Origin of the sequence: Accumulibacter sp. (assembly GCF_032229525.1) — a bacterium.
In the GTDB taxonomy this organism is placed as follows: Bacteria; Pseudomonadota; Gammaproteobacteria; order Burkholderiales; family Rhodocyclaceae; genus Accumulibacter.
In genome coordinates, this window is sequence record NZ_JAVTWB010000079.1 from 1 (window position 1) to 15,357 (window position 15,357).

Consider the following 15,357-nt stretch of genomic DNA (forward strand, 5'->3'; position numbering starts at 1 on the left):
GCAGCGGCGGGCAGCGAGTACGGCCCAACTGGTGGTCGGCACCCATGCGCTGATTCAGGAAGGGCTGGATTTCACCTGCCTCGGCCTGGTCATCGTCGACGAGCAACATCGCTTCGGCGTCGTGCAGCGGCTCGACCTGCGGCGCAAGGGCGCCAACCCGCACCAGCTGATGATGTCCGCGACGCCGATTCCGCGTACCCTGGCGATGAGTTATTACGCCGATCTTGACGTTTCGGTAATCGACGAAATGCCGGCTGGCCGCTCACCCGTGCGCACCCGGCTGTTCTCGGACACGCGCCGGCACGAAGTGACCGCGGCGGTACGCGCAGTGGTTGCCGACGGGCGGCAGGCCTACTGGGTCTGTCCCCTGGTGGAGGAGTCGGCGAAGCTCGAACTGCAGGCGGCGCTCGATACCTATGCAACCCTCTGCGACGAGCTTCCGGATTTGCGCATTGGCCTGGTGCATGGTCGCCTGCGCGGCAATGAAAAAGCGGCAGCGATGGCCGCTTTCGTTGCCGGGGAGATCGATGTGCTGGTGGCGACGACGGTGATCGAAGTCGGCGTCGACGTGCCGAACGCCAGTTTGATGGTCATCGAACACGCCGAGCGTTTCGGGCTGGCGCAACTCCATCAGCTACGCGGACGCGTCGGACGCGGTGCCCATGACTCGGTTTGCGTGTTGCTCTATCAGCAGCCCTTGTCGCCCACCGCGCGGGCACGCCTGAAAGTCATCTACGAGCATAGCGACGGCTTCGAAATTGCTCGCCGCGATCTGCAGTTGCGCGGGCCCGGCGAGTTTGTTGGCAGCCGCCAGTCCGGCGTGCCGCTGCTACGCTACGCGGATCTCGAGGTCGATGCCGAGCTCGTCGAACTGGCCCGAGAGATGGCCATGTATCTGCTGCGCGATGACCCCGAGCGCGCCACGCGCCAGCTCCGCCGCTGGCTTGGCGCTCGGGAGGAGCTGCTGAAAGCCTGACCTCGGGCGCGCGAGCCCGATGGCCGCCGGCCCGCGTTCCGCGTTTCCGGCTTGTCCGCTGGTCACGCTCAGGTGACGCGAAAATAAGCGACGGCTTCCCGCAACTTGCCGGCGAGGCCGTTGAGCGCGACCGCGGAGTCGGCGTTGCCCTGCATCGTCGCGTTGGTCTCCTCGGTCATCGACGCGATGTTCTGCACGTGGCGCGCGATGTCGTTGGCGACCGTTGCCTGTTCGCGCGTCGCGCTGGCCACTTCCTGCACGCGCTCGCTCGACTCCAGCGCCTGGCGGTGGATCGACTCGAGCATGTTGGTCGCCTCGCGGGCCTTGTCGAGGCTCTTGCTTACCTGTGGTGCGGCCTCGCCCATGGCGCCGACTGCCATCTCCGTATCGGCCTGGACGCTGGCCACCATCGTGCTGATTTCGTTGGTCGCTTTGCTCGTGCGCTCGGCAAGCTTGCGGACTTCGTCGGCGACAACCGCGAAACCGCGACCCTGTTCGCCGGCACGTGCCGCCTCGATTGCCGCATTGAGCGCCAGCAGGTTGGTCTGTTCTGCAATCTCCTTGATCACCTCGGCAATGCCGCCGATGTCCCTTGAGCGGGCGGCAAGCTGGCGGATCTGGCCGGACGAGCGGGCGACGATTTCCGCGACCTTCTCGATTTCGCCTGCCGAGCTGCTGACCAGCAGCCGACCCTGTTCCGCACAGGTGGCTGCCTCGCTCGAGTTCTTCCCGGTCGCGTCGGCGCTGTGCGCCACCTCGTTGATGCTCGCGGTCAGTTCCTCGATTGAGGCTGCGGTAGCCGACGTCGAGTTGGCCTGCTCCTCGGCGGCGCGACGGGTTTCGTCCGTCGCCAGTGAAATCTCGCTGGAGCTGTTGGCCAGCGCCGCGGATAACTGCCCGATATCGGCAATGATGCTGCGCAGACGGGTCTGCATCTGGGCGATCGAGTGCATCAAGCTGCCGCTGGGCAGCTTGTCGGCGTTCATCTGCTGACCGAGATCGCCACCGGCGATGCGCAGGGCGATCGCCGACGCTTCGGCGGGTTCGCCGCCAAGCTGGCGCAGCACGCTGCGACCAATCCACAGCGATACGCCGACCAGGACGGTAATGACCAGAGCGATGATCACCAAGGCGTTGATTGCTTCCTGCCGGAATTCCCGGTCGACGTCGTCGAGATAGATGCCGGTGCCCAACACCCAACCCCACGGCTTGAATTGGGCGGCAAAGCTGATCTTGGGCACAGGTTTGTCGCTGCCGGGCTTGGCGAACGAATACTCGACAATGCCTCCTCGCTCGCTGCCGAGTCCCGTGCGTACCAGGTCCTGGACGAACAGTTTTCCGTCGGGGTCGCGCAGATCAGCGGCGCTCTTGCCTTCCAGCGCTGGCTTCACGGCGTGCATGACAAAGTTGTGTTGTGCATCGAGGACGAAGAAATATTCGCCGTCCCCGTAGCGCATCTGACGCAGCGCATCGAGTGCCTGCTTCTTCGCTTCGTCCTCGGTCAGCGCGCCGCTCTTCGCCAGGGCATGATAGTGGGCGAAGACACCGCCACCAGCCTCAACCAATACCTGAATCTTGTCCTTACGGTCTGTCAGCAGGTTTGTGCGCATGTTGTTGAGGGAGTACAGGCCGAGTACGACGAGGCCGAGCACGGCGACTACCACGACGATGACAAAGCGCGCCTTGATAGTCCATTCGCTGAGTTTCATTGCAATTCTCCTGGTGAGCGGTTGTTCGTGTAGCGATCGCGGGTGATTCTGGCCAGAGCTTGGCGGGCAGGTACGGCTGGTTTTTGCGAACTTGTCAGGCTACCGCCGAAAAGCCTGTCTGTCGATCTTGCTGGACGAGCCAGGATCCGGCGCTGCTCAACTGCTTTTCATCGGTGGGCGTCCGAGAGCCTTGGTGGAGCTGGCGCACCCGGGCCGCAAGCGACTCTTCGTAGTCGTTCGTGCGTCTGTGCCAAACGCGCAGCCAGGGCGGTGGCGATCAAGGGAATCGATGTCACACGACTACTATCGGCTGCGCTATGGAAAACTTGAGGCTCTGCTGCGAGAAACCGCCAGCCTGGTTCTGGTGGCTCACGGTTTTCCGGCAAACAGGCCGATCAGTGTCGGGCGGCTGTGGTGTCCCCGAACCCTCGGCGAACTCATCCTCGCATTCGAGCAGCGCATCGAGGGTCCCGTTGGCAAAGGCGGCACACAGGATTTCCGGTGGGTCCAGGTTCTCGAAGGCTGCAGAGGCGCCTGTGCGATAGTCGAGCTGTTTCGGCGTGCAGGTTTGCGGCCGGATGCGTCCACCGGGGCAGGTTCTCCGGAGCGTGGTTCTCTCTACGCTGGGGCAGGGTCGGCTAGCGCCGCCAAAGCCTCTGAAAGAGGCCGCGCCGTCGCTGCGACGCGGGGTCGAAAAGCTCCCGCGCGACCTTGACTACCTCTGCGCCCTGGTCGCTGTCGTCGAAAGCGAAGCGCAACGAACGTGCCAGTACGAGCATCGGCCGGTTGTCGGCCAGCACGTGACCGTACATCGTCCGCAAACTGCGTCGCGATGCCTCGCGGACGAGCGACTTGAGTAGCCTCCGTCCGATTCCCTGGCCTTGCCAGTCGTCACCGACAAGTAGCGAGAAGGCGCAGTTGGGGCAATCGTCCTGCTGCACGAACCGGCCGCCGCCGATCGGGATCTCGATGTCATTCTCGCGGCGCATCACGACCAGCAGATACTCCTTGCGCGGATCGACAGCAACGAGTTGGTGCACCGCTTCATCGGAAAATTCGGCGATCGCGGCAAAAAAGCGGCTGCGCCGGGCACTTGCCGACAGCTTGTTGAGCGACGCCTTGACCTGCGGCCCATCGCTGGGTCGCATCTGACGCATTTCAAGCCAGGTGCCGTCAAAGGCCTGCCAGCGGTCGATGGTGTCGCTCATGCGCCGCGGTCCTGCAGCGAGACGGGGTGGAAATGCATGCGCGGCAGTATGCCTCTATTTTCAGCAATCGACCACGCGCTGCGTCTCGGGAAGCCGGGCGCCGCCGTAATGGGGTCGAAACATTGTCTCGGTAGGATCACTGCGTCTGACCTTCGAACCCCCCAACTTTCTGGAGAACCAAGATGATTTCCTGCAAACGTGCTTTTCTGAATTTGACCAGTGTGGCCGCGGCAGTGGTCCTCGGATTTTCATCGATTGCTGCGCGGGCCGCCGATATCACCGGCGCCGGGGCGACTTTTCCCTACGCGGTATACACCAAATGGGCAGAGGCCTACCGGGCTGCGTCCGGGCAGACGGTGAACTACCAGGGCATCGGTTCCTCCGGTGGTATCAAGCAGATCAAGGCCAGGACCGTGGACTTCGGTGGTACGGATGCGCCGCTCAGCGAGTCGGAACTCGACGCGGCCGGCCTGGTGCAGGTTCCCACGGTCATCGGCGCCGTCACCATCGTCGTCAACTTGCCAGGGATTGCCACGGGCCAGCTCAAGCTCACCGGACCGATCGCCGCCGACATCTTTCGCGGCGCGATCAGGACCTGGAATAATCCCGCCATTGCCGCGCTGAACCCGGGCGTCAAGCTGCCCGATACGGCGATAACCATTGTTCACCGCTCGGACGGCTCCGGTACCACCGACGTCATGACCAACTATCTCGCCCGCCAGTCGGCGGACTTCATGCGTGAAGTCGGGGCCGGCAAAACGGTTAATTGGCCGGTAAACGGGATCGGCGGCAAAGGAAACCCCGGAGTGGCGGCCAACGTGCAGAAGATCGTCGGCACCATCGGTTACGTCGATTTTGCCGATGCCAGGAAGAACGACCTGCCATTCGTTGCCCTGCGCAATCGATCCGGAAATTTCGTGCTGCCCAGTGGCGACAGCTTCACGGCGGCGGCGGCGGGCGCCAATTTCAAGGTCAAGGGTATGGCGCCGGATCTGCTGGACCAGGCGCACCCGAAGGCCTGGCCGATCGTCTCCGCCACCTACATCCTGGCCTACCAGAAAGGCGATGACGCGGCCAGGCAGAAGGCGGTGGTGGACTTCTTTACCTGGGCGCTTCGCAACGGTCAGGCGATGGCCGACGGACTTGGTTTCGTCGCCTTGCCGAACGGCGTCGTGAGCGCAGTCGAAGACGAGATGAAACGCATCAAGTAATGCGCGACTGCCCATTCTCCGCAGAACGGTCGTCGGCATCTTGTCCGCTAGCTTCCCGCTGCGGCGGACGGCTTGCCAAAGACGGAAGGCATTGAACATGAGTACCTTGGAAATGAGTGAGGTAGCCGTTCCCCGCCAGGTCGATGTGCATGCTTCACAGATCGAGATCTTCAGGCGGCAGGACGTGATTTTCCACCGGGTCACGCTACTCTTCGCCTCGCTGGTCCTGGCGGCACTGGCGGGAATCCTGATCTCGCTGGCCCTTGAGGCGGCACCGACGTTCAAGGCGTTTGGTTCTGCCTTCCTGTGGAGCGACGTGTGGAGCGTTCCCGATGACCAGTATGGAGCGTTGATATCGATCTACGGCACGCTCAGCACCTCGGCCATCGCGTTGCTGATCGGCGTTCCGGTGAGCTTCGGTATCGCCCTTTTCCTGACCGAAAGCTGCCCGGTTTGGCTGCGTCGGCCGCTCGGCACGGCCATCGAACTGCTGGCCGGCATTCCCTCGATCATCTATGGCATCTGGGGTCTGTTCATTTTCGCACCGCTGTTTGCCGCTTACGTGCAGCCCTGGCTGCAGGCCTTGTTCGGGGAGCTGCCGGTGGTCGGCGGCCTGGTCGCCGGGCCAACGATCGGAGTCAGCATCCTGGCGGCGGGAATCGTCCTGGCGCTGATGGTGATCCCGTTCATCGCCTCGGTGATGCGCGATGTCTTCGAGACCGTACCGCCGGTGTTAAAGGAATCCGCCTATGCGGTCGGCTGCACGACCTGGGAAGTCGTCTGGAATATCGTTCTGCCCTACACCCGGGTCGGCGTGATCGGCGGCATCATGCTCGGACTGGGCCGCGCGCTGGGTGAGACGATGGCCGTCACTTTCGTCATCGGCAACGCCAATCGCATCGCCGGCAGCCTTTTCTCGCCGGGCAACTCGATCGCCTCGGTGCTGGCCAACGAGTTCGGCGAGGCCGATCCGGGACTGCATACCTCTTCCTTGTTCGCGCTCGGACTGGTGTTGTTCGTCATCACCTCATGCGTACTGGCGTTGTCGCGCTGGCTTGTCCGGCGAGCCAACGCCAGGCAAGGCAAATGAGTGGCCAGGGAAGCGCCATGGAGCTCTATCGACGGCGCGTTCTGATCAACCGACTTGGCATTGGCCTGTCGCTGGTCGCCATGGCCTTCGGCTTGATGGCCTTGACCTGGATCCTGTGGACGCTGTTCTCGAAAGGCTTCGCCGCGTTGAGCTGGGATTTCTTTACCGCGGATACGCCGGCGCCGGGGACCGCAGGGGGAGGTCTGCGTAACGCGATCGTCGGCAGTTTGATGATCGTCGGCGTTACCACCGTCTTTTCGACCCCGATCGGCATCCTGGCCGGTATCTATCTGGCCGAGTTCGGTAGCAGTTCGAAGTTTGCCGCGGCGACACGCTTCGTCACCGACATCATGCTGTCGGCCCCGTCAATCGTCATCGGGCTCTTCGTCTACGCGTTGATGGTGGCGACGCTGGGTGGTTTTTCCGGCTGGGCTGGTTCCGTGGCCTTGTCCTTGATCGCCATCCCGGTGGTCGTGCGTACCACCGAGAACATGCTCAGGCTGGTGCCTGCCAGCCTGCGCGAAGCGGCTTTCGCCGTCGGCGCCCCGCGCTGGCAGGTTTCTCTGAAGGTAGCTTTGCGCTCGGTCCGCGCTGGCGTGGTGACGGGGATCCTCCTGGCGATCGCTCGGGTGACCGGTGAGACGGCGCCGCTGCTGTTCACTGCCCTCAACAACCAGTTCTTCAACACCGACATGTCACGGCCGATGGGCAATCTGCCAGCGGTGATCTTTCAGTTTGCCATGAGTCCGTACGATAACTGGGTTCAACTGGCCTGGGGTGGGGCTCTGCTGATCGCCCTGCTGGTGCTGAGCGTCAATATCGGTGCACGCCTCTTCTTTCGTCAAACCCACAAGAACTGATTCCCGGAGCCTTGCATGTCCGAGTACATCGCTCAGATCGAAGAACACGCCGCCCTGCAAATTCGCAGCCTGGATTTCTATTATGGGGATTTCAAGGGCTTGAACGCGGTCAATCTGGATATTGCGCGCAACCGCGTTACGGCTTTCATCGGCCCGTCCGGCTGCGGCAAGTCAACGCTGTTGCGCACCTTCAATCGCATGTTCGACCTCTATCCGGGCCAGCGTGCCGAAGGCGCGATCCTGTTCAAAGGCAATAACCTGCTCGACAAGAAACAGGATGTAAATCTGGTGCGGGCGAAGATCGGCATGGTTTTCCAGAAGCCGACGCCCTTTCCGATGACCATTTACGAAAACATAGCTTTCGGTGTGCGCCTCTATGAGAAATTTTCGCCGACGGAGATGGATGGCCGCGTCGAATGGGCGCTGCGCAAGGCCGCGCTGTGGGACGAAGTGAAGGACAAGTTGCAGCAGAGCGGGCTGTCCCTGTCCGGTGGTCAGCAGCAGCGCTTGTGCATTGCGCGGGCGGTGGCGGTAAAGCCGGAGATCGTGCTGCTCGATGAACCGACATCCGCTCTCGATCCGATCTCGACGGCGAAGGTCGAGGAACTGCTCACCGAGCTCAAGAACGAGTACAGCATTGCCATGGTGACCCACAATATGCAGCAGGCGGTACGGGTGTCCGACTACACCGGTTTCATGTACCTGGGGGAGCTGGTCGAGTTTGGCCGCACCGACGAGTTGTTCCTGAAACCCAGGGTCAAACAGACCGAGGACTACATCACGGGACGTTTTGGCTGATTCCGACTGGCGTCCATCGATTTCCTCCCGCGTCGCGCAGGCAGCGCAGAGCTAGGCACCAAAACGCAGGAGGCATGTTTGTGGCGGTGGCTTTCCGGGAGGATGAGCTGGGCGGGCCTCGCTTCCGTGTTCTCCCGTCGGGCGGCGTCGCGGCGCTGCGCATCGAAGTCGTGACAGGGCAGATATCCGGCCCGAACGGTCCAGCTCGTTCTTCACCCGGTCAGCGTTCCCAGCGTTGACCAGCGCTCAGCGCGAGCGTGCAACAGTGTTGCATTTGGCACGCGGTCAAGGCAAGATTCGCCCTTCTCGGCAACCGTGGTTTTCCCTCGCCCAAGCGCATCGTGTCGTCCATGCTTCCCCCCGCGCCCGGGCGCTCGTCGGCCAGCGCTCCGCAGCCCAGTCCGGTTCTCGGTTCCAGCGCCCCGTGGCGCCTGCTCTGGGCGCTCGGCGCCCTGGTGCTGCTGTGGACCGCCGTTCTCTGGGCGATGAACTGAACGCGCCAGTGCCGATCGGTCAGTCGTCGTCGAGTGCCCAGCCGGTGCTGCGTTTCGACAATCTGACGCTTGGCTACAACCGCCATCCGGCGGTACATCACCTGCATGGGGAGGTTGCGTCCGGCAGCCTGCTGGCGATCGTTGGTCCCAATGGTGCCGGCAAATCGACCTTACTCAAAGGGATCAGCGGCGAATTGCGGCCGCTGCAGGGTCGCATCGAACTGTACGGCGTGCAGCGGCAGCAAATCGCTTACCTGACCCAGCAAACGACGCTCGACAGCAGCTTCCCGATGGTCGTTCGTGACTTCGTGGCGATGGGCTTGTGGCGCGAGATCGGTGCCTTTGGCGGCCTGAACGCCAGCCAGTACCAGCGCATCGCAGCGGCCATCGACCTGGTCGGACTGAACGGACTGGAGGGCCGCCCGATCGGTGCCCTGTCCGGTGGCCAGTTGCAGCGTGCGCATTTTGCCCGGGTGGTGCTGCAGGACGCCCGACTGGTGCTGCTCGACGAGCCCTACGGGGCGATCGACGCGGCCAGCGTCCGCGACCTGGCCGCGCTGGTGCGGCACTGGCACGGCGAAGGGCGGACGGTGATCGCTGTCCTGCATGATCTCGATCATGTGCGCCAGGAGTACCCGGAAACACTGCTGCTGGCGCGTGAGATCGTCGCCCGCGGCGATACTGCCGCAGTGCTCAGCGAGGAGAACCTGCTGCGCGCCCGGCACATCGCCGAAGGACGCGGCGGCGAGGCTCACGCCGCGGTCTGCCATGCCGATCAGGACGCCGGATGAACGACACGCTGTCCGCGATGCCCTTGCTCGCCCCGTTCATCGAGTTTGGTTTCATGCGCCGGGCGCTGGCTGGCTGCCTGGCTTTGTCGCTCGGGGCGACGCCGGTGGGCGTTTTCCTGATGTTGCGCCGCATGAGTCTGGCCGGTGATGCGATGTCGCATGCCATTCTGCCGGGTGCGGCCGTCGGCTATCTGATCGCCGGGCTGTCACTGCCGGCGATGACCATCGGTGGGCTGGTCGCCGGTCTGGCGGTGGCCGTGCTGTCCGGCGGCGTGGCGCGTAACTCGGTGATCAAGGAGGATGCCAGCCTGGCGACCTTCTACCTGATCTCGCTCTCGGCCGGCGTGCTGATCATCTCGCTCGGTGGCAGTAGCGTCGATTTGCTGCACGTCCTGTTCGGCGGCGTGCTGGCCCTCGACGATGCGACCCTGCTGCTGCTTGCGGCCTTCGCCTCGGTGTCGGTGGTGGCCCTCTCGCTTGGCCTGCGGCTGTTTGTCCTCGAAGGTTGCGACCCGGCTTTCCTGGCGCGCATCAGTCGCCTCGGGCCAGTGGCCCACTATGGTTTCCTGGTCCTGCTGGTGCTCAATCTGGTCGGCGGTTTTCATGCGCTCGGCCCGCTGATGGCGGTAGGAATCATGATTCTGCCGGCGGCAGCGGCGCGTCTGTGGACATGCAATATCGGTCCGCTATTGCTGATCGCCGTGCTGATCGCCATCTCCGGTTCGTTCATCGGTCTGCTACTTTCGTATTACGCCGATCTGCCGGCGGGGCCAGCGATCGTGCTGACGCTCGGCGGCTTATACCTGCTGTCGCTGGCGGTCGGCTCGCTCGGACCGCTGGCCAGTCGTTGGCGGTCGGGCTGGCATTTCGAGCGTTGAGACCGGGAAAATCCTGATGTGCAAAGCGATTAGCAAGTTGCTCCACCGGCTGGCCGCCTTTGCCTTGCTGGCTATCGCCCTGCTTGTTCTGTCGGGGCCGGCAGCAGCCGAGAGGCTCCCGGTCGCCGTCAGTTTCAGCATCCTCGGCGACCTGACGCAAAAGATCGGTGGCGAGCACGTGCAAGTGCACACGCTGGTCGGAAACGGGGCCGACCCGCATGTCTATCAACCGACCCCGACCGACGCCCGGATCGTCTCGCGGGCCCGACTGGTGGTGGTCAACGGGCTCGGCTTCGAAGGTTGGATCGAGCGCCTGATCCGTTCGTCCGGCTATCGCGGCCAGCTGGTGGTCGCCAGCAAGGGGATTGAAGCCCTCGGCAGCGCGCCAGCCGCTAGTGGCGGGTCTGAGCAGCAGCATCCCCAGCACGATCATGGCGGCGCGGGTGTGGACCCGCATGCCTGGCAGGATCCGGGCAATGTTCGTCGCTATGTTGACAACATCGCCGCTGCACTTGCTGATGTGGACCCGGCGAACAAAGCGGTTTATCAGGCCAATGCGGCCAGACTGAAGCAGCAGCTGGAAGTGCTCGACAGCGACATCCGCGCCATCTTCAGCGCGCTGCCTCCCGGGCAGCGCACGGTGGTCACCTCCCACGATGCCTTCGCCTACTTCAGTCACGCCTACGGCATTCGTTTCCTTGCGCCGGTCGGCGTAAGTCCCGACGCCCAGCCTTCAGCCGCCGCAGTCGGCGCAATCATCCGGCAGATCCGCCAAGAGAAGATCAGAGCGATATTCATGGAGAACATCAGCGACCCGCGCCTGCTCAAACGTATCAGTCAGGAATCGGGAGCGCGCATCGGCGGTACCTTGTATTCCGACTCGCTGTCAGCGCCCGGCACCGCAGCCGACAGCTACCTTGGCATGATGCGCCAGAACGCGAAAACGCTCGCCGCGGCGCTGGCCGACTGAAGCTCGCCGCGCGCCACGACACCCGCTATCGCTCCCGGCAGGCGCCCGCCGGGCCACCGCCTGGGGCGATAATCGGTCCCTTCGCTCACCTCCGGGAACAAGGCAGCCAATGAACGACGATCCAATCAGCAACGACAGCGCGAACCCACATTTCGCGCAGCTCCTCACCAGTCTATCGACCGGCGCTGAGATCAGGCGCCGCCGCTTGCTGCAAATGGGACTGGGCAGCGCGGCACTGTCATTCTTCGGACTGCCGGCGCTGGCGGCGCCGGCTGGTCGCCCCGGCCCCGGTTTCACGCCGATTGCCGCATCGATCGAGGACACCGTTCGTGTTCCCGCTGGCTACACGCTGCAACTGCTCTACGCCTGGGGTGACCCGGTCTCGGATGGCCCGGCTTTCCGCGCCGACGCCGCAAACAGTGCCGCCGAGCAGGCTGAACAGGCGGGCATGCATCACGACGGGATGCACTTTTTCCCCTGGATCGAGGGCGATGAGAAGTCGTCGACGCACGGCCTGCTGTGCATCAACCATGAGTATACCGACGAGGGCCTCCTGCACCCTGACGGCATGGCCGACTGGAGTCACGCCAAGACCCGCAAGTCGCAGAACGCGCACGGTGTTTCGGTGATCGAGATCAAACGCGACGGCAGCGGCGCCGAGTCGCGCTGGCAGGTCGTCCGGCCGTCGCCGTACGCGCGTCGGATCACCGCGCGCACGCCGGTACGCATTGCCGGTCCGGCGGCGGCCGCGCCGGCGATGCGCACCGGCGACGACCGGCGCGGCAATGTCGTCTTCGGGACGCTCGCCAATTGCGCGATGGGCTTCACGCCGTGGGGCACCTACCTGAGCTGCGAGGAGAACTTCAACGCCTATTTCAACGGCCTCGACCAGCCGAGCGCGGATCAGAAGCGTTATGGTGTGCGCAAGAACGGTGGCGGCTTCCGCTGGCATGAACATGACAGCCGTTTCGACGTGGCCACCGCGCCGAACGAGGCCAACCGCTTTGGTTGGGTGGTCGAGATCGATCCGTGGAACCCGGCCAAGCCACCGGTCAAGCGTACCGCGCTCGGTCGCCTCAAACATGAATGTGCGACGGTCACCCTGGCCAGCGACGGTCGGGTGGTGGTCTACCTGAGTGATGACGAACAGTTCGAGTACCTCTACAAGTTCGTGTCGCGCGATCGCTTCGACGCCACCAGTGCGGGCGACAACACCAGCTTGCTCGACCATGGGACCTTGCATGTGGGCCGTTTCGACGCCGACGGCAAGGGTCGCTGGATGCCGCTGATGCACGGCCAGAACGGTCTCACCGAAGGCAATGGCTTTGCCGATCAGGCCGACGTCCTGATCCGGACTCGCCAGGCCGCCGATCTCGTCGGGGCGACGAAAATGGATCGCCCGGAGTGGATCGCCGTGCAGCCACAAACCGGAGAGGTCTATTGCACGCTGACCAACAACCGCCAGCGAGCCACCGCCGAGGCGGCCAACCCGCGCGCGGACAACGCTTTCGGCCACATCATCCGCTGGCGCGAGGACGGCGCTGACGCGGCCGCCGGCAGTTTCGCCTGGGACGTCTTCGTGCTCTGCGGCGATCCGCAAAATGCGGATCCGAACCAGCAGGGCAACATCAAGGGTGACGCTTTCGGTAGTCCGGACGGCCTGTGGTTCGACCAGGCGGGTCGCTTGTGGATTCAGACCGACGTCGCGGGGAGCGTCCTCAACCGTGCCGAATACCAGCGACTCGGCAACAATCAGATGCTGGTCGCCGATGTGGTCAGCGGCGAAGTCCGACGCTTTCTCACCGGGCCGCTGGGCTGCGAGGTCACCGGAATCACTGCTACACCCGATTCCCGCAGCTTTTTCGTCAACATCCAGCATCCCGGTGAGGTGGGCGGGGCGCGCTCCGACCCGGCGACGCCGCTGGCCGGTTCGGGGTGGCCGGCCAGCCAGTTCGCCGGGGTGACCGGCGGCCGGCCGCGGTCGGCGACACTGGTAATCAGGCGTCGTGATGGCGGAGTCGTCGGCAGTTGAGATCGCTTTCGGTGCGTGGCCCTGTGCGGGTCACCGCTTGGCGCCGGGCTTGCCGGGCTCAGTCGGGCGTTGTGACAGATGCCATTACCGCGGCGCTGGTCGACGGTCCCGGGAGCTGGCAAGCCTGCCGCAGGAAAGACAGCTGCCGCCGGTAGTTGCGACAACCGACGCAGATCAGCAGGTGCAGCCGCAGTGGCAGGCGCTTGTCGCCGGCAAGATCGCGGTCGGTCTGATCGGACAGCAGCCTGACCGGCTGGCGGCAGTTCATCGCTGGGCGCGCTCCCCGTCGGCGAACCACTTCTGATCAAGGCACAGACGCAAGCTCATACGCGCGCGGTGGAGGACGACCCAGCAGTGGTTGCTGCTCATCGACAGTTCCTCGCAGATCTCACCGGTCTCCAGCCCGAGCATCTCGCGCATCATGAAGACGCGAGCGGTCGCCGGCGGCAGACGGTTCAGGCAGGCATCGAAGACCGCCCAGAAGTGCTGGTTCTCGAGACTTTTCTCGGGGTTGCCCCAGTCCGAAGGTCGGGCATCGCGCTGCCAATGCCCGTTGGCCTTGAACAGCGGGTCGAAATCGTCGTCGTCGATCTCCTCGTCGGGTTGCTGGTAGACCGGTTCGCGAACCCGGCGGCGGATGATGTCGACGATCTTGTGGCGGAGAATCGAGAACACCCAGGTTTTCAGCTTCGCCCGCTCGGAAAAGCGATCAGCCCCTTGCAGGGCAGCAAGGACTGCCTCCTGCACCGCATCCTCGGCGCTGGCCTGGTCGCGCAGTTGCAGTACGGCAAAGCGCAGCATCTCGCGCCGCAAGCCGGTCAGTTCGCCGGCGATTGCGGCGGCGGCTGGCGGCAGCGTCATGCTGCCCCGGCTCGACGGTGGCACGCTGTCGGTGTTGTCGCGATGGTCGGCAATCATCTGGCTGGGCGGGCAATCGAAGGCTGCGGCGAGTCCGGCACGGCGTCGGCTTCTCCAGGAGAGGGGGCTCATCACAACCGCCGGCGGGCAGATGCCCACGAGCCAATGGGCGGGACCCAGTGTGGCAGTTTATACGCAAGCAATTGCCGGCGATAGGCTTGCCGACGCGGCGGCACGCAGTGGGCAAGGCGGCCTGTTTCCGAGAGGCATTGCCGGCCTTGATGCCCGCCGCGCGGAAATTCGAGCGTGGCGGAAAAAGCCGCCAGGCGCTCAGAAAACGGCATAAGATAAGCAGCCCAAAAACAACGACGAGGAGACCGTGATGCACATTGGCGTACCGAAGGAAATCAAGAACCACGAATACCGTGTCGGACTTACCCCGTCGTCAGTGCGGGAAATGGTCGCCCATGGCCATCCGGTCACCGTTGAAAGCGGCGCGGGCAGCGGCATCGGTGCGGCGGATGAAGTTTACGAAAGAGCTGGCGCGACCATCGCGGCAACGGCGAAAGAGATTTTTGCCAAAGCCGAAATGATCATCAAGGTCAAGGAGCCACAGGCCGGCGAGCGCGCGATGCTGCGCGAGGGTCAGATTCTCTACACCTACCTCCACCTTGCACCGGATCCCGCGCAGTGTGCCGACCTGGTCAGCAGCGGCGCCGTCTGCATCGCCTATGAAACGGTCACCCAACCCGGCGGCGGCTTGCCGCTGCTGGCGCCAATGTCGGAGGTCGCCGGGCGGCTGTCGATCCAGGCCGGTGCCTATTGCCTGGAGAAGGCGCACGGCGGCATGGGCATTCTGCTCGGCGGTGTCGCGGGCGTGCCATCGGCGAAGATCGTCATCCTCGGCGGTGGTGTCGTTGGCTCGAACGCGGCGCAGATCGCCGTCGGCACCGGTGCGCAGGTGGTGGTCCTCGACCGTAATCTCGACGTCCTGCGGCGACTGGATCGGCAACTCGGCGCGCGAGTGATTACCGTCTTTTCGAACCGGGACAATGTCGAGCATCACGTGTTGCACGCCGATTTGGTGATTGGTGGCGTGCTGATCCCGGGTGCGGCGGCACCGAAGCTGATCACCCGCCAGCTGGTCGACGAGATGAAGCCCGGCTCGGTGATCGTCGACGTCGCGATCGACCAGGGGGGCTGCTGCGAGACCGCCCGGGCGACGACGCACGCCGACCCGACCTACAAGGTCGGCGACGTGGTGCATTACTGTGTGGCCAACATGCCTGGTGGCGTTCCAAACACTTCGACCTACGCGCTCAACAACGCGACGCTACCGTTCGCGTTGCAGATCGCCGACAAGGGCTGGCGGCAGGCGCTGAAAGACAACGAGCACCTGCGCAACGGCCTCAACGTCGCCTTCGGCAAGGTCACCTGCCGCGAGGTCGCCGACGACCTCAAGTACGAGTATCACGATGCGCT

15 protein-coding genes are annotated in these 15,357 nt (G+C 64.1%); 11 read left to right on the plus strand and 4 right to left on the minus strand.

Features of this window, described 5'->3' with window-relative positions; translation table 11 throughout:
* Positions 1-976, plus strand: a 976-nt coding sequence (locus tag RUW20_RS04855) for an ATP-dependent DNA helicase RecG (RefSeq protein ID WP_313951068.1), incomplete at its 5' end; no start/stop codon positions are given.
* A gap of 68 nt (positions 977-1,044) precedes the next feature.
* On the opposite strand, the gene RUW20_RS04860 is transcribed toward RUW20_RS04855, so the two are convergent.
* Together RUW20_RS04860 and RUW20_RS04865 are read right to left on the minus strand one after the other, a co-directional pair.
* Positions 1,045-2,685 (minus strand): methyl-accepting chemotaxis protein, encoded by a 1,641-nt coding sequence (locus RUW20_RS04860; protein ID WP_313951069.1) that lies wholly within the window; start codon positions 2,683-2,685, stop codon positions 1,045-1,047.
* 638 nt (positions 2,686-3,323) lie between these two features.
* Entirely contained in the window at positions 3,324-3,893 is a 570-nt protein-coding gene (locus RUW20_RS04865) for a GNAT family N-acetyltransferase (RefSeq protein ID WP_313951070.1), read from the minus strand.
* Positions 3,894-4,075: 182 nt separating this feature from the next.
* Between RUW20_RS04865 and pstS the strand changes: the two genes are divergently transcribed.
* From pstS to RUW20_RS04910, 9 genes are all read left to right on the plus strand, one after another.
* Entirely contained in the window at positions 4,076-5,104 is a 1,029-nt protein-coding gene (gene pstS, locus RUW20_RS04870; protein WP_313951072.1) for a phosphate ABC transporter substrate-binding protein PstS, read from the plus strand.
* Between the two features lie 112 nt (positions 5,105-5,216).
* Positions 5,217-6,194, plus strand: a complete 978-nt coding sequence (gene pstC / locus RUW20_RS04875; RefSeq protein WP_313951085.1) for a phosphate ABC transporter permease subunit PstC — start codon at positions 5,217-5,219, stop codon at positions 6,192-6,194.
* Complete coding sequence (gene pstA, locus RUW20_RS04880) at positions 6,191-7,054, plus strand: phosphate ABC transporter permease PstA (RefSeq protein ID WP_313951073.1); 864 nt, start codon at positions 6,191-6,193, stop codon at positions 7,052-7,054. Before pstC ends, pstA begins: the two co-directional genes overlap by 4 nt.
* Positions 7,055-7,069: 15 nt before the next feature.
* A complete protein-coding gene (gene pstB / locus RUW20_RS04885) occupies positions 7,070-7,852 on the plus strand; it encodes a phosphate ABC transporter ATP-binding protein PstB (protein WP_313951074.1) in 783 nt (260 codons plus the stop codon).
* A 350-nt stretch (positions 7,853-8,202) separates the two neighbouring features.
* Entirely contained in the window at positions 8,203-8,346 is a 144-nt protein-coding gene (locus RUW20_RS04890; protein WP_313951075.1) for a hypothetical protein, read from the plus strand.
* Positions 8,316-9,137 (plus strand): ABC transporter ATP-binding protein, encoded by an 822-nt coding sequence (locus tag RUW20_RS04895; protein WP_313951076.1) that lies wholly within the window; start codon positions 8,316-8,318, stop codon positions 9,135-9,137. Before RUW20_RS04890 ends, RUW20_RS04895 begins: the two co-directional genes overlap by 31 nt.
* Positions 9,134-10,015 (plus strand): metal ABC transporter permease, encoded by an 882-nt coding sequence (locus RUW20_RS04900; protein ID WP_313951077.1) that lies wholly within the window; start codon positions 9,134-9,136, stop codon positions 10,013-10,015. Before RUW20_RS04895 ends, RUW20_RS04900 begins: the two co-directional genes overlap by 4 nt.
* A 16-nt stretch (positions 10,016-10,031) precedes the next feature.
* Positions 10,032-10,985 carry a metal ABC transporter substrate-binding protein gene (locus RUW20_RS04905; RefSeq protein ID WP_313951078.1) on the plus strand — a complete coding sequence of 318 codons (954 nt, stop codon included), beginning with the start codon at positions 10,032-10,034 and terminating at the stop codon, positions 10,983-10,985.
* Positions 10,986-11,094: 109 nt separating this feature from the next.
* On the plus strand, positions 11,095-13,017 hold the full coding sequence (locus RUW20_RS04910; RefSeq protein ID WP_313951080.1) for a PhoX family phosphatase: 1,923 nt from the start codon (positions 11,095-11,097) through the stop codon (positions 13,015-13,017).
* Positions 13,018-13,075: 58 nt separating this feature from the next.
* On the opposite strand, the gene RUW20_RS04915 is transcribed toward RUW20_RS04910, so the two are convergent.
* Together RUW20_RS04915 and RUW20_RS04920 are read right to left on the minus strand one after the other, a co-directional pair.
* Positions 13,076-13,285, minus strand: a complete 210-nt coding sequence (locus tag RUW20_RS04915; RefSeq protein WP_313951081.1) for a zf-HC2 domain-containing protein — start codon at positions 13,283-13,285, stop codon at positions 13,076-13,078.
* Positions 13,282-14,007 carry a sigma-70 family RNA polymerase sigma factor gene (locus RUW20_RS04920; protein WP_313951083.1) on the minus strand — a complete coding sequence of 242 codons (726 nt, stop codon included), beginning with the start codon at positions 14,005-14,007 and terminating at the stop codon, positions 13,282-13,284. Before RUW20_RS04920 ends, RUW20_RS04915 begins: the two co-directional genes overlap by 4 nt.
* 250 nt (positions 14,008-14,257) lie before the next feature.
* On the opposite strand from RUW20_RS04920, the gene ald reads away from it, so the two are divergent.
* The coding region (gene ald / locus RUW20_RS04925; protein WP_313951084.1) for an alanine dehydrogenase at positions 14,258-15,357 on the plus strand (1,100 nt) is incomplete at its 3' end.

Excerpts from the sequence above, each read along its gene's own strand:
- RUW20_RS04900 (WP_313951077.1), top strand. The coding sequence starts at position 9,134 with ATGAACGACACGCTGTCCGCGATGCCCTTGCTCGCCCCGTTCATCGAG.
- pstS (WP_313951072.1), top strand. The coding sequence starts at position 4,076 with ATGATTTCCTGCAAACGTGCTTTTCTGAATTTGACCAGTGTGGCCGCG.
- RUW20_RS04920 (WP_313951083.1), bottom strand. The coding sequence starts at position 14,007 with ATGAGCCCCCTCTCCTGGAGAAGCCGACGCCGTGCCGGACTCGCCGCA.
- RUW20_RS04910 (WP_313951080.1), top strand. The coding sequence starts at position 11,095 with ATGAACGACGATCCAATCAGCAACGACAGCGCGAACCCACATTTCGCG.
- RUW20_RS04860 (WP_313951069.1), bottom strand. The coding sequence starts at position 2,685 with ATGAAACTCAGCGAATGGACTATCAAGGCGCGCTTTGTCATCGTCGTG.
- pstC (WP_313951085.1), top strand. The coding sequence starts at position 5,217 with ATGAGTGAGGTAGCCGTTCCCCGCCAGGTCGATGTGCATGCTTCACAG.
- RUW20_RS04865 (WP_313951070.1), bottom strand. The coding sequence starts at position 3,893 with ATGAGCGACACCATCGACCGCTGGCAGGCCTTTGACGGCACCTGGCTT.
- RUW20_RS04915 (WP_313951081.1), bottom strand. The coding sequence starts at position 13,285 with ATGAACTGCCGCCAGCCGGTCAGGCTGCTGTCCGATCAGACCGACCGC.
- RUW20_RS04890 (WP_313951075.1), top strand. The coding sequence starts at position 8,203 with ATGCTTCCCCCCGCGCCCGGGCGCTCGTCGGCCAGCGCTCCGCAGCCC.
- RUW20_RS04905 (WP_313951078.1), top strand. The coding sequence starts at position 10,032 with ATGTGCAAAGCGATTAGCAAGTTGCTCCACCGGCTGGCCGCCTTTGCC.
- pstB (WP_313951074.1), top strand. The coding sequence starts at position 7,070 with ATGTCCGAGTACATCGCTCAGATCGAAGAACACGCCGCCCTGCAAATT.
- pstA (WP_313951073.1), top strand. The coding sequence starts at position 6,191 with ATGAGTGGCCAGGGAAGCGCCATGGAGCTCTATCGACGGCGCGTTCTG.